General features: G+C 46.2%; 20 protein-coding genes, 1 tRNA gene and 1 riboswitch. Of the genes, 7 read left to right on the forward strand and 14 right to left on the reverse strand.

The annotated features are described in order from the left end of the window. Nucleotide 1: 1 nt before the first annotated feature. The 4 genes from ZMOB_RS01555 to ZMOB_RS01570 all read left to right on the forward strand — a co-directional run bounded on the left by ZMOB_RS01555 (nt 2) and on the right by ZMOB_RS01570 (nt 2,000). Entirely contained in the window at nt 2-610 is a 609-nt protein-coding gene (locus ZMOB_RS01555; RefSeq protein WP_014500433.1) for a Maf family protein, read from the forward strand. Beyond that, on the forward strand, nt 611-1,624 hold the full coding sequence (locus ZMOB_RS01560; RefSeq protein WP_014500434.1) for a hypothetical protein: 1,014 nt from the start codon (nt 611-613) through the stop codon (nt 1,622-1,624). It begins immediately after the preceding gene. A gap of 22 nt (nt 1,625-1,646) precedes the next feature. Further along, complete coding sequence (locus ZMOB_RS01565; protein WP_014500435.1) at nt 1,647-1,832, forward strand: DNA gyrase inhibitor YacG; 186 nt, start codon at nt 1,647-1,649, stop codon at nt 1,830-1,832. Between the two features lie 92 nt (nt 1,833-1,924). Beyond that, a tRNA-Phe gene (locus tag ZMOB_RS01570) sits at nt 1,925-2,000 on the forward strand. A 52-nt stretch (nt 2,001-2,052) separates the two neighbouring features. Here ZMOB_RS01570 and ZMOB_RS01575 read toward each other — a convergent pair. The 11 genes from ZMOB_RS01575 to metE all read right to left on the reverse strand — a co-directional run bounded on the left by ZMOB_RS01575 (nt 2,053) and on the right by metE (nt 15,440). Further along, complete coding sequence (locus tag ZMOB_RS01575; protein WP_014500436.1) at nt 2,053-2,574, reverse strand: DUF4186 domain-containing protein; 522 nt, start codon at nt 2,572-2,574, stop codon at nt 2,053-2,055. Nucleotides 2,575-2,608: 34 nt separating this feature from the next. Beyond that, nucleotides 2,609-3,397 (reverse strand): SapC family protein, encoded by a 789-nt coding sequence (locus ZMOB_RS01580; RefSeq protein WP_014500437.1) that lies wholly within the window; start codon nt 3,395-3,397, stop codon nt 2,609-2,611. Between the two features lie 138 nt (nt 3,398-3,535). Next, entirely contained in the window at nt 3,536-4,981 is a 1,446-nt protein-coding gene (locus ZMOB_RS01585; RefSeq protein WP_014500438.1) for an FAD-binding oxidoreductase, read from the reverse strand. A gap of 125 nt (nt 4,982-5,106) precedes the next feature. Further along, nucleotides 5,107-5,970 carry a bestrophin family protein gene (locus ZMOB_RS01590; RefSeq protein WP_011240856.1) on the reverse strand — a complete coding sequence of 288 codons (864 nt, stop codon included), beginning with the start codon at nt 5,968-5,970 and terminating at the stop codon, nt 5,107-5,109. A 121-nt stretch (nt 5,971-6,091) separates the two neighbouring features. Next, a complete protein-coding gene (gene folP, locus ZMOB_RS01595) occupies nt 6,092-7,198 on the reverse strand; it encodes a dihydropteroate synthase (protein WP_014500439.1) in 1,107 nt (368 codons plus the stop codon). Further along, on the reverse strand, nt 7,198-8,346 hold the full coding sequence (locus ZMOB_RS01600; RefSeq protein ID WP_014500440.1) for a site-specific DNA-methyltransferase: 1,149 nt from the start codon (nt 8,344-8,346) through the stop codon (nt 7,198-7,200). Before ZMOB_RS01600 ends, folP begins: the two co-directional genes overlap by 1 nt. A 169-nt stretch (nt 8,347-8,515) precedes the next feature. Next, nucleotides 8,516-9,163: a ribonuclease HII gene (locus ZMOB_RS01605; protein ID WP_014500441.1), complete on the reverse strand. Its 648-nt coding sequence runs from the start codon at nt 9,161-9,163 to the stop codon at nt 8,516-8,518. Beyond that, nucleotides 9,163-10,014 (reverse strand): bifunctional hydroxymethylpyrimidine kinase/phosphomethylpyrimidine kinase, encoded by an 852-nt coding sequence (thiD, locus tag ZMOB_RS01610; protein ID WP_014500442.1) that lies wholly within the window; start codon nt 10,012-10,014, stop codon nt 9,163-9,165. Before thiD ends, ZMOB_RS01605 begins: the two co-directional genes overlap by 1 nt. Beyond that, on the reverse strand, nt 10,004-11,341 hold the full coding sequence (gene glmM / locus ZMOB_RS01615) for a phosphoglucosamine mutase (protein WP_011240851.1): 1,338 nt from the start codon (nt 11,339-11,341) through the stop codon (nt 10,004-10,006). The genes thiD and glmM overlap by 11 nt, the downstream gene beginning before the upstream one ends. Before the next feature lie 72 nt (nt 11,342-11,413). Then, nucleotides 11,414-12,907 (reverse strand): peptide MFS transporter, encoded by a 1,494-nt coding sequence (locus tag ZMOB_RS01620; RefSeq protein ID WP_011240850.1) that lies wholly within the window; start codon nt 12,905-12,907, stop codon nt 11,414-11,416. A 253-nt stretch (nt 12,908-13,160) separates the two neighbouring features. Beyond that, nucleotides 13,161-15,440: a 5-methyltetrahydropteroyltriglutamate--homocysteine S-methyltransferase gene (gene metE, locus ZMOB_RS01625; RefSeq protein ID WP_014500443.1), complete on the reverse strand. Its 2,280-nt coding sequence runs from the start codon at nt 15,438-15,440 to the stop codon at nt 13,161-13,163. A 65-nt stretch (nt 15,441-15,505) separates the two neighbouring features. Further along, nucleotides 15,506-15,706: riboswitch (cobalamin riboswitch) on the reverse strand. A 163-nt stretch (nt 15,707-15,869) separates the two neighbouring features. On the opposite strand from metE, the gene ZMOB_RS01630 reads away from it, so the two are divergent. Then, entirely contained in the window at nt 15,870-16,859 is a 990-nt protein-coding gene (locus ZMOB_RS01630) for an L-threonylcarbamoyladenylate synthase (protein WP_014500444.1), read from the forward strand. Between the two features lie 28 nt (nt 16,860-16,887). Here ZMOB_RS01630 and msrA read toward each other — a convergent pair whose 3' ends face one another. From msrA to ZMOB_RS01645, 3 genes are all read right to left on the reverse strand, one after another. After that, a complete protein-coding gene (msrA, locus tag ZMOB_RS01635) occupies nt 16,888-17,430 on the reverse strand; it encodes a peptide-methionine (S)-S-oxide reductase MsrA (protein WP_014500445.1) in 543 nt (180 codons plus the stop codon). A 338-nt stretch (nt 17,431-17,768) separates the two neighbouring features. Beyond that, nucleotides 17,769-18,395: a bifunctional 4-hydroxy-2-oxoglutarate aldolase/2-dehydro-3-deoxy-phosphogluconate aldolase gene (gene eda, locus ZMOB_RS01640; protein WP_011240846.1), complete on the reverse strand. Its 627-nt coding sequence runs from the start codon at nt 18,393-18,395 to the stop codon at nt 17,769-17,771. 1 nt (nt 18,396) lies between these two features. Beyond that, nucleotides 18,397-19,539 carry a mechanosensitive ion channel family protein gene (locus ZMOB_RS01645; RefSeq protein ID WP_014500446.1) on the reverse strand — a complete coding sequence of 381 codons (1,143 nt, stop codon included), beginning with the start codon at nt 19,537-19,539 and terminating at the stop codon, nt 18,397-18,399. Nucleotides 19,540-19,832: 293 nt separating this feature from the next. On the opposite strand from ZMOB_RS01645, the gene ZMOB_RS01650 reads away from it, so the two are divergent. After that, nucleotides 19,833-20,351 carry a hypothetical protein gene (locus ZMOB_RS01650; RefSeq protein WP_011240844.1) on the forward strand — a complete coding sequence of 173 codons (519 nt, stop codon included), beginning with the start codon at nt 19,833-19,835 and terminating at the stop codon, nt 20,349-20,351. 374 nt (nt 20,352-20,725) lie between these two features. Next, nucleotides 20,726-22,321, forward strand: coding sequence for a S10 family peptidase (locus ZMOB_RS01655; protein WP_014500447.1), 1,596 nt, complete (start codon nt 20,726-20,728; stop codon nt 22,319-22,321). Nucleotides 22,322-22,542 lie beyond the last annotated feature (221 nt).

Consider the following 22,542-nt stretch of genomic DNA (forward strand, 5'->3'; position numbering starts at 1 on the left):
TATGGCATCCTCGCTTATTCTTGCTTCTGCCAGTCCTCGTCGGCTGGCATTGCTAGCACGCATCGGTATTAAACCCGAGTTTGTTCTTCCTGCCGATATTGATGAAACACCGAAAAAAGGTGAACTTCCGCTCGAATATGTCCGGCGGATGGCAACAGAAAAGGCAGAATGGGTAGCCTCCCGCCATTCGGAATGCCATATTTTGGCGGCGGATACGGTGGTCGCTGCTGGTCGTCGTATTTTGCCCAAAGCAGAAGACGAAAAACAGGCGACATCTTATCTTAAGCTGTTATCAGGCCGTAGGCATCGAGTGCTAACCGCTGTTGCGATACAAAAAGATGATGCCCCTACGACCGTAAAGGTCTCTTCAAACATCGTTACCTTCAAGTCTCTTAGTCCTCGGGAAATCGAAGATTACGTCGCCAGCGGCGAATGGCGAGGCAAAGCAGGCGGCTACGCTATTCAGGGTTATGCTGAATCTTTTATCCGTTTTCTAGCAGGCAGCCATTCTTCAGTGATGGGCTTACCTCTTTACGAGACACGGCATCTCTTGATGAATGCCGGTTGGCCGATTTCGGCATCCTCTTCTTTCCAAGAAGAATACGCCTAGATGCCTTCCTATGAATGGTTGATTGAAAAGGGTATCGGCGAAACCCGTGCTGCTCTCTTGGCTGATGACTCTATTATTCAGGCAAGGATCGAAACGGACAGTTCTGCATTGCGAGCGGGCAGCATTATAGACGTCCGCTTATCTGATTCCGCCAATGCTACAGGGCGAACATTAGCAACAACGGATAAGGGCGATTCTGTCTGGGTTGCCTCAGTGCCGCGCGCTCTGACGCAAGGTAGTCTGCTGCGGGTTGAAATTATCCGCGAAGCCGTAACCGAACGCGGTATTATCAAACCGCCTCACGCCCGCCCTGCGCTTCCAGATGCCCTTCCCCAAGAGGGGGCTTCCCTCGAAATGCGGGTTAAGGCCAGTGGCTATCCTGTCAGTTATCAGCAAAATCATCAGCCTGACCGGCTAGAAAAATTGGGCTGGTCAGAAGTTATCGAACAAGCGCGCTGCGGTGATATTGATTTCCCCGGTGGTCGTTTGCGTATGGCGTTAACGCCTGCCCTTACCCTTTTCGATATTGACGGTCATCTTGGGTCGCTGGATTTGGCTTTAAAAGGCACAGAAGCTACCGCCAAAGCCATTACCCTTTTTGGTATTGGTGGCTCAATCGGCATTGATATTCCTGGATTATCCGGAAAATCAGACCGACAAAAGGTAGCCGAATGTCTTGATCAGCATTTACCTCCGCCTTTTGAACGCACGGGTGTTAATGGTTTCGGTTTTTTGCAAATTATAAGACAGAAAAAACGGCCATCTTTACCCGAACAGATTGCCGCTTATCCGATCGAGCATGAAGCACGCCAATTATTACGGCAGGCTTGCCGCGCGAAAGGTGCTGGGAAACGGATTTTAACCGCTTCTCATTTTGTTATAGACTGCCTTAATCGCCATCCTGACTGGCTGGAAGCCTTGGCACGGGAAAGTGCTGCCGAAATTATCTTGAAAGCAGATCCCATGCGCCCAATCTATCAAGGTGATGTCGCCGTTGAATTTCCGGCCTTCTAATCTCTGCTATCGAAAGATGACCATGCCATCAGCAACCAGAAAAAACGCCCATAAAGGTAAATGCCCAATATGTGGCGCGCCGACCAAAGCTGAATTTAGACCTTTTTGCAGCCGTGGCTGCCGTGATCGGGATTTGCTTAATTGGCTAGGGGATGCCTACCGTTTGCCAGTGAAAGATTTACAAGCTGAAGATGACGAATTTGATTAAATTATTAAATATATAAGAAAAAAGAAAAAATATACTGGACAAGACCCGAATACATTCTTATACGCCCACCCAGACGAGAGAAAAACTCTCAAGCCCAGGTAGCTCAGTCGGTAGAGCATGTGACTGAAAATCACAGTGTCGGCGGTTCGATTCCGTCCCTGGGCACCACTCACATTCCCTAAAAATTTATCTGAAATACAAACTGCTCTTCATGCGCAGATTATTTTTCTATTTCAGGAAAAAGACTTCCCTGCACATCCTCTGCTTTAGATTTGCGTTTCTTCAGCAAGCTGGGCGTAGCGGCCTTCGTTTTTTTAGGCGGCACTTCTTTTTGTAAATCCAGCCAATGCGCAATTACGTCAAGAATATAGGCCTGTTCCTCTTGGCTAAGGGATTTACCCGCTTCAATTCTGTGCCATTTCTCGATACAGCCCCGACAACAGGTTCCGGTAGCATGTTGTGCCAAAAAGATGGGATGCCCCTTATAAGGCGTCTGCTTGCCATCATTCGGTATTTCCGCCGGAGCTAATCTCTGGGCAATAAAATCCTTGCCATGCTCCAGAATGGTTTCCATCCCCTTATTCGCTAAATATTGCTGTTCTTGAACACCAAGGCGAAAACGACGACGGAAAGAAGAGCGACTTAAACGCTCGAATAACACATCCAAATTTGCCATTTCGGAATAATAGCACCGACATTCTTTGATGCCGAGAAATAAAAAGGCCAGAAGTCCAAATGACATCCGACCTTTTTATTAAAAATAGGCATGGTTTTTATTAGGCAGAGGGATTCTGCTCATTTTCTGGCAATGGTGGAATCCGACCTAAAATAGCCTGCCGCTGGAAGATATCCTGCACCAGACTCAAAGACATCAGATGTGCATAAACCAAGGGAAGCAGGCCAAATTTAACCATTTTCCGCAGAACATCGCCGCGAAGCTCTTTCAAGCGTTCTTCAGACACGATTTGGAAGCTGCGGTACACATAAGGCTTTGAGGCGTCATTGGGCTGGATAGCCACTTCACCATCAATCAACAGCTTATGTTCCATCAATTCGGCGACAAAATCATTGGTTCTTTGGGCTGAAATGGCAAATTGTTCACAAAAGCCCAAAATGTTTTTGGTAAATTCGCTTGGCTCGTCACCCTCAAAAAGGGGTTCACCATCCTCGAATTCTCCCACCATGCCACGGCTAGGATCAACACAAAGCGACATATCTTCGCTTTTAGGATCAATCTTGGCCAACATGAAAGGATAACGGCGGATATAGGCCGGTAAATAAATATGACTTTCCCGACAATTGCCTTCTTCATCAAAGAAAACATTGACCCCGTCATTAAGTCCCATCAAAGCCAAAGGCACTGGATTTGGACCCGATGAAAAAACAATCGGGAAATTGCGTTGAGCCATGCCGAATTCTTCGACAGCTAACGGAATGGCGTGGATTTCCGACATAAAAGGCAGCTTGTCCTGCAAGCGGAAACGCCAATTTTTATGATCGTGACGGGAAATCGGGATAAGTTCGTTATAAAGAACCGGCAAAGCGTTAGTCGGCCTCGAAGCCATTCGTTTTCTGCTCCTGTAATGATACAAATATCGGTTAAAGAAGAAAGCTTACAACATATAAAGGATAATGGCTGAAAATTATAAAAATATTTGATCCCATGATAAAGATATATACCGGATGTGACTTTTTATAATGTCTTACTCTGCTTGTTCGACAGGTAATAATTTGCCGGGATTCATAATAGATTGCGGATCTATCGCCTTTTTGATCGCCTTCAAGGCCTGTATTTTTGTTTTATTTCCGAAACGCATAAAATCAGCTAATTTTGTTTGCCCAATGCCATGCTCGGCTGAAATCGCACCCCCATTGGCCATAACTCTCTCGTAAACAAAATGAGAAACGGCGATACCTTCATTTTCGACCCATCCCAGCTGATCAGTAACCTCTTTCGGGGGGCAAACATTAAAATGGACATTACCATCCCCCAAATGTCCAAAAGCTAACACCGTAGTTCCGGGGAATTTTTCCTGAATAGCGCGGCTCTCCTGCTCAATAAAGGACGGCATCGCACTAACCGGCACAGAAATATCGTGTTTTACAGCAAAACCTTCCGATCTCTCCGCTAAAGGAATCGTTTCCCGCAAGCGCCACAGCTTTCCGGCTTGGGTTTCATTCTGGGCAATGACCGCTTCCAAAATTTCTTTCTTTTCAGTGGCATCGGCCAGAATATTCACCATCAAGGCTTCCAAATCGAAATCTTCTGAAAAGGCCGTTGCTTCTATGAGAACATACCAAGGATAGGCTTTTTCAGTTGGAATTTCGGTATCGGGAATATGTTTTAGAACCAGTTCAATAAGGCTGGATTCTATCAATTCGAAAACTTCGACGGTCTCCCCGCTTTCTTTTTCCAAATGGCGCAACAAAGCCAGCGCAGCAGACGGCGATTCTACGCCTACCCAGATCACTATTTTTGAATGCGGTTTAGGAATTAAGCGAAGACTGGCAGCGGTAATAACCCCCAGACTCCCTTCGGCTCCAGCCAATAGCTGGCGCAAATCATAGCCTTGATTATCTTTTCGTAACGGACGCAGGTTTTCTAACAGAGAGCCATCAGGGAAAACGACCTCTATCCCCAGAACAGAAGCCCGCATTTGACCAAAGCGCAAAACATGTGAGCCTCCCGCATTGGTCGAGATCAGCCCCCCGATAGTCGCCATATCTTTTGAAGCGATATTGAGAGGAAAACGTAGATTATGTTTATCGGCAGCTTCATGAAGCGCGGACAAGATCACGCCGGCCTCAACCGTCGCACAGCTTTCTTCTGGCGAAATAGCACGGATAGCGTTTAATCTTTTGGTTGATAGTAAAAGAGCAGCCCCATCCTTTGATGGCGTGGCACCCCCTACCGTAGAACTATTGCCTCCCTGTGGCACTACAGCGACTTTTGCTTCGCTGGCCATTTTCATAATCGCAACAACCTCTTGGGTTGAAGCCGGAGAAAGAAGGGCGGCGGCCTCTCCTTTCAATTTGCCCCGCCAGTCTTCCAGATAAGGTGCCATCACTACAGGATCTTGTGTAAATCCTTTGGGACCCAGCAATGCTTTTAATGCATCAAGCAAAGCCTTTTCTGGCTGACGGGACATAGCAAATCTCCATGAAATACCCTTTTAAGAGATTCTTATAAGACTCCCTTTTAAAACAGGTAACTTCAATTTTTTCTCGTGACAATTTAACATTATAGTTTAAAAATTTTCTATAAAATGAAATTTTATTTATCAAATGTCAAGCATTGAAGCTGATCTGTTTCGATCATCTCGGTAATGCCATCAAGCTGTAGGCAGTTCGGAGATTGGCGCGAGAAAGGACTCTGCAAATCCCGACCCAGACGATTCAGAATGAAGAGAAGGAAACCCACAATCGTTGTCGCCAAAGGCGTGGCCAGCCCCAAGGTATCAACCGCACTAATCGGCAAAACGACACAGAAAAATTCAATGAACAACATCGGAAAGATGGTATATTGATAAGGCAAAGGCGTAGATTTTATTTTCTCCATACCCCCTTGCGCATGGGCAATCGCGGTCATCGTATTTTCAAGCATTTGTAGCTTGATACTATCGATATTTTCTTTTTCAGCTATCACTGAAATCTGTTTTCCGGTTTCTGCCAAGATAAGATTAGGGACATTATTACCCTCTCTTAACTTTTCGCATTCTTCAGCGGATAAAAATCTTTTAATGTCTTCTTTCGGGCTAATATCAAATAACCGGCACCGCAAAGCATGGACATACGCAATATGGCGATGGACTAATTGCTTTTGCTGCTCTCTATCTCGAAATACCATCAAGACTTCACGGGAAAAATTACGGGAGTTATTATTCATCAATCCCCATAATCCGCGCGCATCCCACCAACGTGCATAGGCACTATTGGTTGAAAAACCGATAAATAAAATAAGCGCAGAACCCAAAACGGTCGTTGGTGCAGTTGGCACCTCCATCCATAAAGGCCATTCGGGATTATAGACATAAAGAGCCGTAACCAGAATATCCCAAGCCAGCAAAATCCAAAGTGAGGCGCCGACATAAGAAAAGACGTCTTTGGTGCGACTGATTCGTCCACGGATAGGGGACACAGATTCTCCTTTAATTTAAAACAATCATAACGCCCTAGGCGCTAAAAAGATGCAGGATGAGGGCATGAAAAGGCAAAATATTTCACCTTTTCAAAACTCACCCCATAAGGCTAAGGCCTGATTAGTATAAAGCCTGCCAGACAGTCAGCGCTTGCGCCGTATCTCTGACATCATGGACGCGCAATAATTGGACACCCTGATCGGCCGCATGAAGCGCAATCGCCAAAGAGCCGCCCAATCTTTCTTGAGGATGGGTGTCACCTGCAAAGGTAATAATCAGTTTTTTACGACTTGCCCCCAGCATCAAGGGACACCCCAAACCGTGGAACAAGGCAATGCCACGGATCAAGGCAAGATTATCCTGAAAACTTTTACCAAAACCGATACCGGGATCAATAATGATCCGGTCACGGCTAATACCGGCCGCTTCCGCAACCTCTATACGCTTTTCGAGCCAGTTATAAACCTCGATCAGAATTTTTTTAGAAGACCCTTCATGGATTGAGCCTTCTTCATGATGCATCAAAATGACAGGATAAGATTTTTCTGCTGCGACAAAGAGAGAATTTTTGTCCCAACTCAAAGCAGATACATCATTAAAAATAGCCGGGGTCTGTTCCCATACAGCGGAAATCACCGAGGATTTCCGGGTATCAACCGATATCGGGAGAGAAGCTTCTTTCAGCTTCTCAATCACCGGCATGACCCGCAATTTTTCTTCTTCTTCTGATACGGCTTCGGCTCCGGGACGGGTAGATTCGCCGCCGATATCAATCAAAGATGCGCCCTGATCCATCATCGCCTTGGCCATGTCACAGGCCGCATCAACGTTATCTTGATATAAACCGCCATCTGAAAAACTGTCAGGCGTCACATTTAAAATACCGACAATATGGGTATGGTCTAACCGGATCTGGCTTTTACCTAATTGGATAGCTGCTCTTGGTGCCACAATCCTTGAAATGGTTCTATAGGCATCCAACTGCATTTCTGTTGAAAGGCTGTTCAAAAAGCTATTGATATCCGCAACAGAAATCACCCGTTCTTGAACAATTTCGCCTTTTGAAACCATGATAACGGAAAAAGCGCCAAACCATTTCAAGCCTCCAGCCAAACGAAATGTTGCACCCGAAGGCGCCATCGGTGCATTCACAAAGGCGGTCGGACAAAAATAAAGACGGATATCGGTCATTTCAGGTACTGAAACATTTTGGTTATAAAAAGACATCAAGGATTCTCGGCAAGATAGCGTTGTCGTAAGATATCTAACGGCAACAAAATATTATTTTCTTCAAAATGCCAAAAAATCCAGCCATTACAGGAAACGGCCTGTTGTAATTGGGCACCCAGCTTATGGATAGATCCTGACCGACCATCGGCCGATTGCAACGCACCATCAACATTCACAACCGCTTTAAAGCGGCGGCGACTGTCATATAGAATATGACCGGGACGGATAAAACCGTTTTCCATCAAACAACCAAAGGTAACGCGAGGTTGTTTCCGTTTATTAGAGGCCTGCCCCATCAAGGCTTCATCAAATACTTCGGCTTTATCTATTCTGGCTTGGGCGGCTTTAATATAAGTCGGGTCTTGTTCAATTCCGATCCAATGCCGCCGAAGATGGCGGGCAATAACGCCCGTGGTTCCCGTGCCAAAAAAAGGATCAAGAATGACATCATCGGGACGCGATGAAGCCAATATAATCCGATACAGCAAGGCTTCGGGCTTTTGGGTCGGATGTATCTTCTGCCCATTTTCTCCTTTTAAACGCTCATTTCCTGAACATATCGGTAATAACCAGTCAGACCGCATCTGAAGGTCATCATTAAAAGTTTTCAAAGAGGCATAATTAAAGACATAGCGGGATTTATCTGATTTTGAAGCCCATATCAGGGTTTCATGGGCATTGGTAAATCGTCGACCTTTAAAATTGGGCATCGGATTGGATTTACGCCAGATGATATCGTTTAATATCCAAAAGCCCTGATCCTGTAAGGCGGTGCCTACCCTGAAAATATTGTGATAGCTGCCAATAACCCAAATCGTGCCATCTTCTTTTAAAACGCGATGCGCTTCTTTCAGCCACAAACAGGTAAAATGGTCATAGGCGGCAAAAGTATCGAATTTATCCCATGCGTTATTAACAGCATCGACACGGCTGCCTTCCGGTCTAAAAAGCTCACCACTTAATTGAAGATTGTAAGGCGGATCAGCAAAAATAAGATCAACCGAATTATCAGGCAGCGTTTTTAAAATCTCGATGCAATTACCGGCCAAAATACTGTTTAACGGTAAAGTCGGGCTGTCAGATAACTCTGTATCGCCTCCGATGTCTTCTTCACTCATGCGTGATACACATTCGGCAAGGCGCATAAATACTGATCCTTTCACAGAAACCCGACTTTACTGTGATTCAATGCGACTCTTCGGTCAAGAGGCTTCATTGTAAAAATACAAAAGCGGTTATGGATAATGATTGAAGTGATTATTTTATAGCTTCAAAAAATGTAGAAAAAGTAACGAAAAAGAGGTCAAAGGCATCCTAATCTACATTTTCATAAAATTGGCGAATAGGTGAAAAACTCCGGCGATGGAATTTTGTTGGCTTTAATCTTTGAATGGCTTCACGATGTTCCTTTGTCGGATATCCCATATTGTGTTCCCAACCATAGCCGGGATATTCTTGGCTGGCTTTTACCATTATTTCATCCCGTTCGACTTTGGCTACAATAGAGGCCGCCGCAATCGACAAAGAAAGACTATCCCCTTTGATAATAGGCAATGATGGCCACGGCCAATCAGGAATATCGCGGCCATCCACTAAAATACAATCAGGTTCCCTACCTATTTTTTGTATCAAGGCCTCTACTGCCCGCTTCATCGCCAAAAGACTGGCTTGCCGGATATTGATCCGGTCAATCTCATGAACATTCGCCATTCCCGTTGCATAATCAGCCTGATTATGCAGCATGTCGGATAAAAGATGGCGACGGCGCGCGGTCAGTTTTTTTGAATCATTTATCCCTTCGGGAATATGCTCACGGTGAAGATAAACGGCTCCGGCCATGACAGGGCCCGCTAGAGGGCCTCTGCCAACTTCATCAACCCCGAAAACTACGCCTTCGATCCGATCTTCATAAGACAGATCAGGTAGCGTCTTCTTGGAAGTTTTAGGTGAGCCTGCAACCATCAGTTATTTTCCAGAAACCAGCGGTCAAAAGCACTTATGCCTAAAGTATGACCAATAGGCCCATGCCCTTTCCCTAAAGACGGCGCTTTTTCCAAAGCGGTTCTGATATATTGACGCGCCCTAGTAATGGCCTCTTTTAAAGGCAATCCTTGCCCCAATGAGGTCGCAATAGCACTAGAAAGGCTACATCCTGTCCCATGGGTATTTTGGGTCGGGATACGGCTATCCTGCCATGATATGACCTCGCCATCCGGCATCACTAATCTATCGGTCAAAATTTCGCCTTCACCATGACCGCCTTTTGCCAATATCGGGCAGTCATAATGCCGTGCCAATTGCTGCGCAGCCGCTATCAACGAGGCATCAGAAGAACAATCCTGTTTTGTCAAAACTTCCAATTCAGGGATGTTCGGCGTAATCAAATCAGCCCGATACATCAATCGATCAAAGGCTTGGATCGTTTTTTCATCTGCCAAGGCTGATCCACTGGTCGCTACCATTACTGGATCAAGAACAACTGGAATATTAGGTATTTTTTCGAGATAATCAGCAACTGCCACGGCAACTTCGCCGCTTCCAATCATGCCGATTTTGATCGCAGAAACCCCAATATCAGTTACCACGGCGTCTATCTGGGCAATGACCATCTGGGGCGAAATAACGTCAATCGCGGAAACACCTTGGGTATTTTGCGCGGTTAAAGAGGTAATCGCGGTCAGGGCATGACCACCCAGCATAGTAATTGACCGAATATCGGCCTGAATCCCTGCCCCTCCGCCGGAATCAGAACCGGCAATGGTCAGAATACGCGCCGGTTGATCGACGCTAATTTCCGGTATTTTAGGCTGCACGACGAACGGTCTCACATATATGGTCAACGATCTGATGCACCAGATCAGGGTCTTCGGCTTCCGCCATGACGCGGATTAAAGGCTCGGTTCCCGATTTACGGATCAGCAACCGTCCCTTGCCCTTCAGGCTTTCTTCTGCCTCGGATATCGCTTCACAGACAGATTCATCCTCAAGAGGCTGTCCACTGCTATAACGAACATTTTTCAAAAGCTGGGGGAACGGATCAAAAACATGCAGCAATTCGCTGGCCTTTTTATCGCTTTGAACCAAATCAGCCAAAACCTGCAAAGCTGCAACCAGTCCATCTCCTGTCGTTGTGTGATAAGACAGAATGATATGACCGGATTGCTCACCGCCGACAGTATAGCCCCCTGCCCGCATTGCTTCGACGACATGGCGATCGCCTACTTGGGTGCGTAAAAGCTGAATACCCAATTTGGATAAATAGCGTTCCAGCCCCAAATTAGACATAACGGTCGCAACCGTCGTATTCCCTTTTAACAAATTCCGTTTTTGGGCAGAGGTTGCGATCAAAGCCATGATCTGATCGCCATCGACAATCTCGCCTTTTTCATCGACGATGATGACACGATCAGCGTCGCCATCAAGGGCAATGCCTAAATCCGCACGCGTTTCCAGCACTTTCTTTTGCAAAGCCGAAGGATCAGTCGAACCGCAATGGTCATTGATATTAAGACCATTAGGCGCAACGCCCAAAGTAATCACCTCAGCCCCTAATTCCCATAGAACGGCGGGGGCAACCTGATAGGCTGCGCCATTGGCGCAATCCAGAACCAAACGCAATTTATCCAACCGTAAAGATTCAGGAAAACTCGATTTCACCGCATGGATATAGCGCCCCTGCGCATCGTCAATACGCCGCGCCCGCCCAATATCGGCAGGGGCTGCCAATAGAGGCGGCTGGTCAATCGCCTCTTCGATCGCTTTTTCTTCCTCTTCCGATAATTTATAGCCATTGGGGCCAAAAAGTTTGATGCCGTTATCGGAAAAAGGATTGTGGCTGGCAGAAATCATAACACCCAGATCAGCCCGCATTGATCGGGTCAAAAGAGCTACCCCCGGGGTTGGCAGAGGGCCTACCAGAACAACATCCATCCCAACACTGGTAAAACCCGCCATCAAAGCGGATTCTACCATATAGCCGGATAATCGGGTATCTTTCCCAATTAGGACACGATGACGATGCAGCCCCCGTTTAAAATAGGCACCGGCGGCCTGCCCTACTCTCATCGCAACATCGGCTGTCATCGGATCCTTGTTCGTGCAACCACGGATACCATCCGTTCCAAAATATTGCCGTGACATGCGCGATTACCGTCCTTTCCGATCAAACTTTAAGACTTACAGCCGCCAGAATGAAGAAGAAGTCTCGCAAGACTACGCCTCATTTTCGTGCAACAGCTTTTTCAAAACAGGTGTCAAAACAAATATGCCTCCGCCAAATACAACGGAAAGCCAACCGATAGAAGAATAAACATTCAGAATATTGTGAAATCCATCGCCGCTACCATTACTGGTCATCTTGGCAATCATTCCGGCACCATATTCCCCAAAAGCAGTCGAGAAAAACCACGTTCCAACCATCAAGCCAGCCATATGCACAGGTGACAAGCGGGTAATAGCCGCTAATCCTACTGGCGACAGGCATAATTCACCAAGGGTATGGAAAAGATAAATCAGGAAAATAAAGAGAACCGGCGTTAATTGATGGGCATTCATTTTGGCTCCGGCCACCAGAACCAGAAAACCAAGCCCCAAGCCGACTAGCCCCATACCAAATTTAAAAAAAGTAGACGGCTCTAAATTCCGTTTATTCAACCATGTCCAAAGACCAGCCATCACAGGTGCCAAAAGAATGATATAGATCGAATTAAGAGACTGAAACATCGAGGTCGCAATATCCACACCCGCGATATGACGGTCGGTATAGCGATCGGTGAACATATTCAGCGAGGATCCTGCCTGCTCAAACAAAGACCAAAAAAGCACCGATCCAATCATTAAAATCATAGCAGCAAAAAGCCGATCACGGGCAATAGACGGCAAACGAATGGCAGAATAAAAGATATAGATAACCAAAAAGATACCGATAATACCCAGCAATTGCCCGACAATCTGATAATAGTTAAGCAAAATCCCCGAAAAGACGATAGCGGTAACACTGAGGATATAAATCCAAATTTCTTTTGAAAGGCCGAAAACTTTTTGTGCCAATTTTTCAGGACAGGCAGATTCCCCTCGTCCCTTCAAAAGTGGACGGCAAAAAACAAAAATCAGAAGACCGATAGCCATGCCAACGCCAGCCATACCGAAACCATAACGCCAGCCGTATTTTTCTCCGACATAGCCACAAATCAACGGGCCCAATGCACCGCCAAGATTGATCCCCATATAAAAAATGGTAAAGGCCGGATCACGTCTCAGATCATTTTTATCATATAGGCTGCCGACAATCGCCGAAATATTGCCTTTTAAAAATCCGGTTCCGACAATGATAAAGGCCAAGGCGATATAAAAACAATTTACAGCCAAAGACTGATTGCCGCCATTGCCTTCAAAACCCATTAAAAAATGGCCGATGGTAATCAATACCGCGCCATAAAGAACGGCTTTTCGCCCTCCTAAAAGTTTATCGGCAATAAAACCGCCGATAACTGGCATAATATAGACCAAGGAGGCATAGGCCGCATAAATACTATAAGATTTACTATCACTGAAAAGAAAATGTTTGGTTAAGTAAAATATCAGAAGCGCTCTCATTCCATAGAATGAAAATCTTTCCCACATTTCGGTGAAAAATAGTAAAAATAAACCTGGCGGATGCCCGATGATTGTTTTTTCTTGGTCTGTTCTGTTTTTTGATAGCAACAAACTGTCCCCCCTTACTGAATAGGCAGTCTCGGCTCAACACAGCCTTTCTGCCTTTTTTCAACCCTGCTTCTTTGGGAACAGAATATTTTCTTTTTTGCAAGGACGATTTTATCGACCTGCGCTATCGATTTTTGGAATCCCTTCCAGAAACCGCCTGTTTTTGTCTTTTCTTCACACAGATACAGATAAAAAATCAGGCACCGAAGGCGATAAAGCCCCCGATGCCTGACAGAAAATTCAAAATAATAAGATATTATTTTGCTTTTTCTTCTGCACGCATTTCTTTTGCTGCGGCAACCATCGCTAACAAGGAAGGTTTCACTTCTTCCCAGCGACGCGTTTTCAGACCGCAGTCAGGATTGACCCACAAACGGTCAGCCGGAAGATATTTCCGAGCCAAACGAAGAAGGTTAACCATTTCTTCAACAGACGGGATACGCGGTGAATGGATGTCATAAACACCGGGGCCAATCTGGTTCGGATATTGATAGCTGGCAAAAGCCTGCAACAATTCCATCTGCGAACGAGCGGTCTCAATGGAAAGCGCATCGGCATCCATGGCGGCGATAGAAGGCAGGATGTCGTTAAATTCAGAATAGCACATATGGCTATGAATCTGCGTATCATCCCGAACACCAGAAGCCGTCAGACGGAAGGATTCAACTGCCCAATCCAGATAGGTCTGCCATTCGGCACGACGCAAAGGCAAACCTTCACGAAGAGCGGCTTCATCGATCTGAATGATTTTTGCGCCAGCGGCTTCCAAATCAACCACTTCGTCACGGATAGCCAAAGCCAACTGACGGCAGCTGACTGAACGCGGCTGATCGTTACGGACGAAAGACCAGTTCAAAATGGTCACAGGGCCCGTCAACATGCCTTTAACAGGCTTTTCGCTCTGCTGCTGCGAGAATGACCACCAATCGACCGTCATCGCTTTCGGGCGGGTCACATCACCGAACAGGATCGGCGGACGGACACAACGGGAACCATAGCTCTGCACCCAACCATTGTTGGTAAAGGCAAAACCATCCAGCTGTTCACCGAAATACTGAACCATGTCGTTACGTTCAAATTCACCATGAACCAGAACGTCAAGACCGATTTCTTCCTGCCAACGGATGGTAGCGGCGGTCTGTTCACGCAAGAACTGCGTGTAACCGGCATTGTCCAATTCACCACGACGGTTTTTGGCGCGTGCCTGACGGACTTCCGAAGTCTGCGGGAAAGAACCAATGGTCGTCGTCGGATAGAGCGGCAGATTCAGCTTTGCCTGCTGCGCTGCGGCACGAACCGGATAAGGGCTCTGACGCTTTGCCATGTCAGGCGTTACAGCAGCCAGACGCTTGGCTACGGCTTCGTTATGAATACGCGGCGAAGAACGACGGTTTTTAGCCGCTTTAGTGGAAGCAGCCAGTTCTTCAGCCACTTCATTCCGGCCTTTAGTCAAAGCCGTTTTCAGGACAGCCAGTTCTTCGAGCTTCTGCTGAGCAAAAGCCAACCACTGCGTGATTTCGGGATCAATCTTCTTTTCAGCTTTCAGATCAACCGGCACATGCAGCAAAGAACAAGACGGAGCCAGAACCAGATCACGCTTTTCAGCCAGAGGTTCAATCCAGTCCACAAGCGCATCGAGATCGGCGCGCCAGATATTGCGGCCATCAATGACACCCAAAGACAAAACCGTGTCAGGACGGACTTTGGTCAACAGCGCATCATAATCATCGCTACCACGGATCAGATCGACGTGGATACCCGCAACCGGCAAAGAGGTTAACAGGTCGATATTTTCAGCGACACGACCAAAATAGGTGGTCAGCATCAAAGACACGCCGGTTTTAGACAGAACGTCATAAGCCTTTTTGAAGGCTGCCCGCTGCTTGTCATTCAGATCAAGAACAAAAGCCGGTTCGTCAATCTGAACCCATTTGGCACCCGCTTTGGCAAGGCTCGTCAAAACCTCGGTGTAAATAGCCAAAACGTCATCGAGATAATCGAACGGATCGACATCGCGACCTTTCGCAAGGCTCAACCACGTAACGGGGCCCAAAACGACAGGACGGGTTTCGACACCAGCGGCTTTAGCTTCGTTATAAAGATCCAAAGCCTTGGTCGAAGCCAGGCTGAATTTCTGCCCCTTGACTAATTCAGGCACCATATAGTGATAATTGGTGTCGAACCATTTGGTCATTTCCATAGCGGTGACGCTGTTTTCAGCAGAGGTCGTGCCGCGAGCCATGGCGAAATAGGTAGCCAGATCGACTTTTCCACCTTTGAAACCATAGCGTTCCGGCACAGCGCCCAACATGACCGTGGTATCAAGAACGTGATCGTAGAAGGAGAAGTCATTGCTTGGAATATAGTCAATTCCAAGATTTTTCTGCTTCAGCCAGGTTTCGCGACGCAGGGAAGCGGCTGTTTCTTTCAGCTCGGCTTCGCTGCTACGGCCACCCCAGAAACTTTCAAGTGCGAATTTCAATTCGCGATTCGGGCCAATTCTTGGGAAACCCAAATTAGCAATGGTAACGCTCATTTTTCTCTTCAACCCCGAAAAGAAACCAGTTTCAAAAGCCTGTTTCCAGTTTTCAAAACCGATAGTGGATGACTTGGTTTAAGGCAGGTCTCCTGACTTGACAGGTCACCGCGTCCGATCAGCCTTCCCGATAATGATATCAGTGGCATTTTGATCTTTGCTCGCCGTTTACAGTTGCGGGGGCAGCACTGGCTTTGAAAATTCTTTCGCACCAGTTTCCCTCTTAGCTTTGCCAATGACAAAGAACCTTAATCCTTCCTCATTGCTCTCCGATCGAGAGGCAAAGGTCAAGCTAAATATAAAGATGTGTTTATATGTTTATTTTTTAATTACAGGAAAATAACGCTTGGCAGGATAAAAAAGAAAAGATTTTCACCCCATAAATAGGGAAAACTTGCAGAAGTGACCGACAAAGGATAGCCGAAAGCGATGAATGCGTTTTTTTCTTCGAATGAAACAATAATCCTGCCCTGTGACTCAAAAGGCATCGAAAAAGCGGTGCAACTGATTCGGGGAGGCTATCCTGTGGGTCTTCCCACGGAAACGGTTTACGGCCTAGCGGCCGATGCGTTTTCAGGCGAAGCTGTCGCCCGTATTTATCAGGCCAAGGGGCGACCTTCTTTTAATCCGCTAATCGTTCATATTGCCCATATCGAGCAGGCAGCGGAAATCGTCGAATTTAACGATGAGGCCTTGTCTTTGGCGCAAAAATTCTGGCCGGGGGCATTAACAATGGTTTTGCCTTTGAAAAAAGATGCAAAAATTGCCTCTATTGTGACGGCTGGACTTGATACCGTTGCGATCAGAATGCCTTCTCATCCGGTAATGCGCCAAGTGATAAAAGCCTTTGGTCATCCTTTGGCAGCGCCTTCTGCCAATAAAAGTGGCTCTATCAGCCCAACCACAGCCCTTCATGTCAAAGAATCGCTTAATGGAAAGATCGCAGCGGTGCTTGATGGGGGTATCGCCGACAAAGGCCTTGAATCCACTATTATCTATATCGGGGCAGATGAGATAAAATTACTGCGTCCGGGACCCATCACCAGCGAAGAACTGGCTCAATCAAGCCACCTGCCGATTACCGAATATAAAGCCGATGGCCAAAATCCTGTCGCACCGGGGCAGTTAGTCAGCCATTACGCCCCCAGCCAGCCAGTGCGGTTAAATATATCTCAAAAAGAGGCGGATGAATGGCTTATTGGCTTTGGAGATATTGCCGGTGACGACAATCTTTCTCCTTCTGGTGATTTGACCGAGGCCGCTGCCCATTTATTCTCGGCACTGCATCGCGGCGAAAAAAGTGCTTACCCACGTATTGCGATTGCGCCCATTCCCTTAGAGGGCATTGGGAAAGCCATCAATGACCGTCTGGGGCGTGCTGCTGCGCCACGAGATGAACAAAATACCTCACAGAGATAAGCTGAAAACATTTATCAAGACTTAGAGACTAGGTGCTTGCTTGTTTTTTTATTCTATCTTGGTGACTTTTTCGGAATTTGGCTATTTTGGGGGCAACAACAATCGAGCAATAGCGATTTTCTTGTCCTTTTTGATAAAAATAGTCCTGATGATAGGCTTCGGCAGGATAAAAAATACTGGCAGGCTCAATCTTGGTTACAATCGGCTTTTTACTATGGGCTTGCGCTTTCACAATCGCATCTTGAGCAACCTGCTCCTGCACTTTATCAAGCGGGAAAATAGCGGAACGATATTGAACGCCGATATCATCCCCCTGCCTGTTCAGCTGCGTCGGGTCATGAATATCAAAGAACAGATCAAGAATATCGCTATAGCTGATCTTTTCGGGATCAAAAGTCAAACGGACGGCCTCGGCATGTCCGGTTTTGCCTTCACAAACCTGTTCATAGCTGGGATTCGGGACATCCCCTCCGATATAGCCACTTTCTACGGATATTATTCCAATAATATCTTTAAAAATGGCTTCAATGCACCAGAAACAACCACCGGCTAATATCGCTTGCTTTTCCATAAACAAGGAACGGGCAATATTTAAAAAAGTTTCTTTTCCATATCCGATTCTATCAAGCTGATTCTTTAAAAATAGAAAAATCGACTGATACCGAATGAATAAGGCTCAATAGGTTTCGTTCTTTGATCTTCTAAAATTTTGGCGTTTTCTCTAACAGAGAGCCCTCTCTTCTCTCCCCCAAAAAACGACGAGTAGCACGGCAAAAACAAGGTAAATAATAGAGATCGTGGGCAACAAACGCCTAAAATAAATCTGGTTATCGGAAGTTAAGCAAAACACATAAAAAAACGCCGCCTGTTGAAACAGACGGCGTTTTTAAGGCAATAGCTATTGCGCTATTAGGCAACAGCAGCGCGCTTGAAAGCAGAAGCTTCTTTAGCGAGTGCCGTGATTTTTGCGACATCTGGTTTGCCAGCCGGAACAACCCAGCTACCACCGACGCAAAGAATGGACGGGTTTTCAAGATATTTAGGAGCTGACGTCGGGGTGATACCACCGGTCGGGCAGAAACGAACCTGACGGAAAACAGAAGCCATGGACTTCAGGGCAGGTAAACCACCGATATTTTCAGCCGGGAAGAATTTGAAGCGATCAAGACCAAGGTCAAGACCAAGCATGACATCAGCAGCATTAGCAACACCCGGAAGCAAAGCAGCTTTCTGGGCAACAGCATGCTTACCGAGGTCAGCGGTCAGACCCGGGCTAACGAAAAATTCGCAACCAGCTTCCTGAGCTTGGTCGAGCATTTTTGCGTTCAGAACCGTACCGGCACCAACAACGGCACCCGGAACTTCTTTCATGATCTTGATGGCTTCAAGAGCACAAGGGGTGCGAAGCGTTACTTCAAGAACGTTCAGACCACCAGCAACCAAAGCTTCTGCGATAGGTTTTGCATCAGCAATATCTTCAATGACGAGGACCGGCATAACCGGTGCCAAACGCATTACGGAATCGATATCACGCATCTTAGACTCCTGCTTTATTTCCCTTAGGGGTTCGTTGAATTGCATCTACCCCATCGACCAAAAAATCAAGTTTTTTACGCTGCGGCATCGTAAATCTTGTGTGCGCGATGGTCTCTGGCATGTTCTCGGCAATAAAACGCAGCATCTGTTCACGGATGTCACAACAGAGATCCCAAGAGGAAGGCGCATCCCTCGCTGTCGCCAATAAACGCAACTCGATATATTCCGGTTTCATGTCACTCACTTGCAAAATATAGGAGCGACCGTCCCATAAGGCATTGGAAGTAACCACTTTTTTCATATGCTCACGCAATCTTTCGACATCAGCCAAAGGATCGACATATAAAAAAACCTTGCCGATAAGCTGCTCGGCTTCTCTCGTCCAATTCTCAAAAGGCGCTTCCAAAAAACGCGCCAAAGGCACAATAACGCGCCTCTCATCCCACAAACGGACAGTGACATAGGTTAATGTGATTTTTTCTATCCAACCCCAATCGCCCGTCTCAACAATAACCAGATCATCAATACGGATAGGCTCGGTAAAGGCGACTTGAATACCGGCAATCAGATTTTTTAACATGGGTTGGGCGGCGGCACCGACAGCCAAACCGACCAATCCCGCCGAAGCCATCAGGGTGACCCCGATATTACGCACCGCCGGAATCGTCATCATCATAATGCCAACCGTCACCATGATGATAAGAAAGGAACCGACTCGCATCATAATCGACATACGGGTGCGTTGCCGCCTTGATGCCAATTTTCGGCTTTCATTGCCTTCGACTGACCGCCGACTTTTGATATCGACAATATCACTGATCGCATGCAGCAAAGCCAAGGCCAGCCATCCGGCTATAGCCGGAACCGCAAAGGCCTCTATCCGGCTAAGCAAACTTTCGCCGATTTTACCAAAAGGCAGAATTTGTTGCGATATATAAACGCCGATAAGACCGGATATCCATCGAAAGGGCGATGTCAGCTTATCCAGCCATATTTTGGCAATCGGATTGTCTTTATTCTCAACAATTTTACGAATAAGACGCAAAATGAAACGATAAAGGGCAAGGCTCGCAAAGATACAAAGACACAAAACCAGCATTGTCTGGACAGAAATCGGCAAGCTACGGATAAGATAATCAGACAATAAAATTATCTCGCATAATCAACAGGTTAAACAAATTATTATCTATCTTGAAATAGAGACGGATCGTCGGTGATAGATTTTTAATAATTTTTATCAAGAAAATATTTCTTCAATTCACTGTAATAAAAATATTAAATAAACAGCATGATGGTTTATTATTATTCTTAAATGGAATGGGCGATATATAGCATATCCATAGAGGCTGATCTATATCTATTCTGCGAATGGAACATAACTTATATTCTATAGTTTTATAGCGGAATATATCTGTAACGAAAGGAATGCATTCGACCATGTCCAGCAACCGACTGACTAAACCTGTTCTTGGTTTTCTTCTGGGCGCAACGGCGGCCTTTGGTCTTTCTCCGGTTATTGCGGGTGCCGCTTACGCTGCCGAGCAGGGTGTCTTCCAAAAGGCTGGCAACAGCATTCAGAATACAGCAGATAATGCTGGCAAAGCTGTAAGTGATACGGCTGAAGATGCACATGACGGTGCCAAGAATGTGACGAATAAGGCTCGCCATTCTGCCAAAAGAAGCTGGAACAAAACTAAATCTACGGCCAAGAAAACCACGGATAAGAGCGGTGATGCGCTCGATAAATCTTGGGATAAAACCAAAAGCAGCGCCGAAACCGCTACCGATAATGCCGGTCACACGATCGCAAGATCCGCTGACAAAGCAGGCGATGCTATCGAAAACACCACGGACAAAGCCGGCACCGGCATCAAAAAAGGGGCTAATACAGTCGGTAAAGCCTTCTCTGGTGCATGGAAAGATGTCACGGGTGGCAACAAGTCAAAGGGCAAGTAATCTACCCTTTTTTCAAAACAGCAAAAGCGCTTCCGATTTCAAATCGGGAGCGCTTTTTTTATATATTATTCCCTAGAATACATAGCGGATAGCCGTCTTCATTTCATCCGAGCAGTTAGCCCCCTATCCTGCCTCATTCTTTCTTAAACAGGCCGAATTTTTTAATCGGGCGCGCAATCCGATTTCAGACCTGAAATAACCCAAAAAAGATTCAAAACATTTTAAAAAATTTAACATTTTATACTAAAATAATTTATAATCTAAATTTTGTTTCAAAAAACAACAAAAAGCGATAACACTAGTAACCCGTTAACTTCAAAAACGGATGTTTTTTACAATCAATGTAAGGCTTCCCTGATAGCAGGATTTTATTGATGCGCTTTTCTCTTCTTGTGACGTCCTTATTATTTTCCGCCAGTACGCTAGCGGCTCCGGCCATGGCCGATCATAGCCATAAAAAAGATTTCGATAAAAAAGTCGAAAATAAAGAGCAAAATCCTGTCCCGACAGATGATATCCAGTCTAATTGGGCAAAACCGCCTGTTGCCGAACAGGAAAAGACGACAGAGCACAGCGTCTCCCTTAATGGCAAAGAGCTGCATTACAAAGCAACCGCAGGCACTTTGACTATTCGGGATGATAATGGGAAACCGACTGCCAGCGTTTTCTACACGGCCTATACGCTCGATACTAAAAATCTAGCGACCAAAAATCGTCCCGTCACTTTTTTCTATAATGGCGGGCCAGGATCTTCCAGCTTATGGCTCCATGTGGGTTCATTTGCGCCGGTAAAGGTCAATACAACCGATCCAGTCACAATCCGTCCTGCCCCTTATAGCTTTGGGGTCAATCCCGATAGCATGCTGGATATATCAGATCTGGTCTTTATTGATGCGGTCGGCGCGGGCTATTCTCGACCTTTGGGCGATACAAAAGGTGCCGCTTTTTGGGGCGTGGATCAGGATGCGCGTGCCTTTGCCAAAACGATCGAACGTTATGTTAATAAGAATCAGCGCTGGAGCAGCCCAAAATATCTTTTCGGTGAAAGCTATGGCACAACGCGTTCCGGCCAATTAGTCAATTTGTTACAAAATGATGGGATGCAGTTTAACGGGGTTGTTCTGCTTTCCTCTATTTTAAATTACGGCATCCGTCAGGCAGGCTACGATCATATCTATAAAGCCTATTTGCCAAGCTATGCAGCAACTGCGTGGTATCATAACAAATTAGCCAATCGTCCGGCTGATTTAAAAAATTTTCTGGATCAGGCTCGCGCCTTTGCGGCGGGGGATTATGCCGCAGCCTTGGAAAAAGGTGATTTGATTTCCGATGCCGAGAAAAACCGCGTCGCACAGCAAATGTCTGTCTTTACGGGATTATCGCCCGAATTTATCAAATTGAATAATCTTCGGGTTGAATTAGGCAGCTTCAGAAAAGAATTATTGCGTGATCGGCATTTAACCACAGGTCGTCTTGATGCCCGCTATACGGGTATTGATACCGAACCAGCCGGAGAAAGTCCGGAATATGATGCCTCTGGCTCCGCTGTTTCCGGTGCGTTCTACGCTTTATTCAGGGATTATCTCGGCCGTGACCTCGGCTATCAGAGCGATCTTGATTATCGTATCAGCATTTATGGTCAGCCCGGCTTTAACTGGGACTGGAAGCATAAAGCTCCAACGGGTTCCTTCCCGCAGGAAATGCCGGATGTCGCTGTCGATTTATCGGCGGCTATGCGCGAAAATCCTCATCTGAAAATTTTATCACTGAACGGTTATTACGATATGGCAACGCCGTTTTTCGCGACGGAATATGACCTTTCTCATATGATGCTTGAACCGGCACAACGGACGAATATCAGCTATCGTTATTATCCGTCAGGCCACATGGTCTATTTAGACCCCGCTTCCTTACATCAGATGAAAAAAGATATTGCCGTTTTCTACGGCCAGACAACGACCAAAGAATAATCTCACTTTTTTTTGATGTGACAATCTAATCATCAGCCTCTGACAGATTTCTGTCAGGGGCTTTTTAATTGTCGCATAAATTATTCAGTCATCGAGACCTTAAAACCCCGCTCTTTTAAAAGATAACCTGACTTGGCGGTTTCTGATCTCATTTTGGTAAAAATGGGGGGAATTTTACTCTCACAGGTTCTATCCTTTGACGGCTTCTTTTTTATCATCAT

It is taken from the genome of Zymomonas mobilis subsp. mobilis ATCC 10988 (genome assembly GCF_000175255.2).
Classification (GTDB): Bacteria; Pseudomonadota; Alphaproteobacteria; order Sphingomonadales; family Sphingomonadaceae; genus Zymomonas; species Zymomonas mobilis.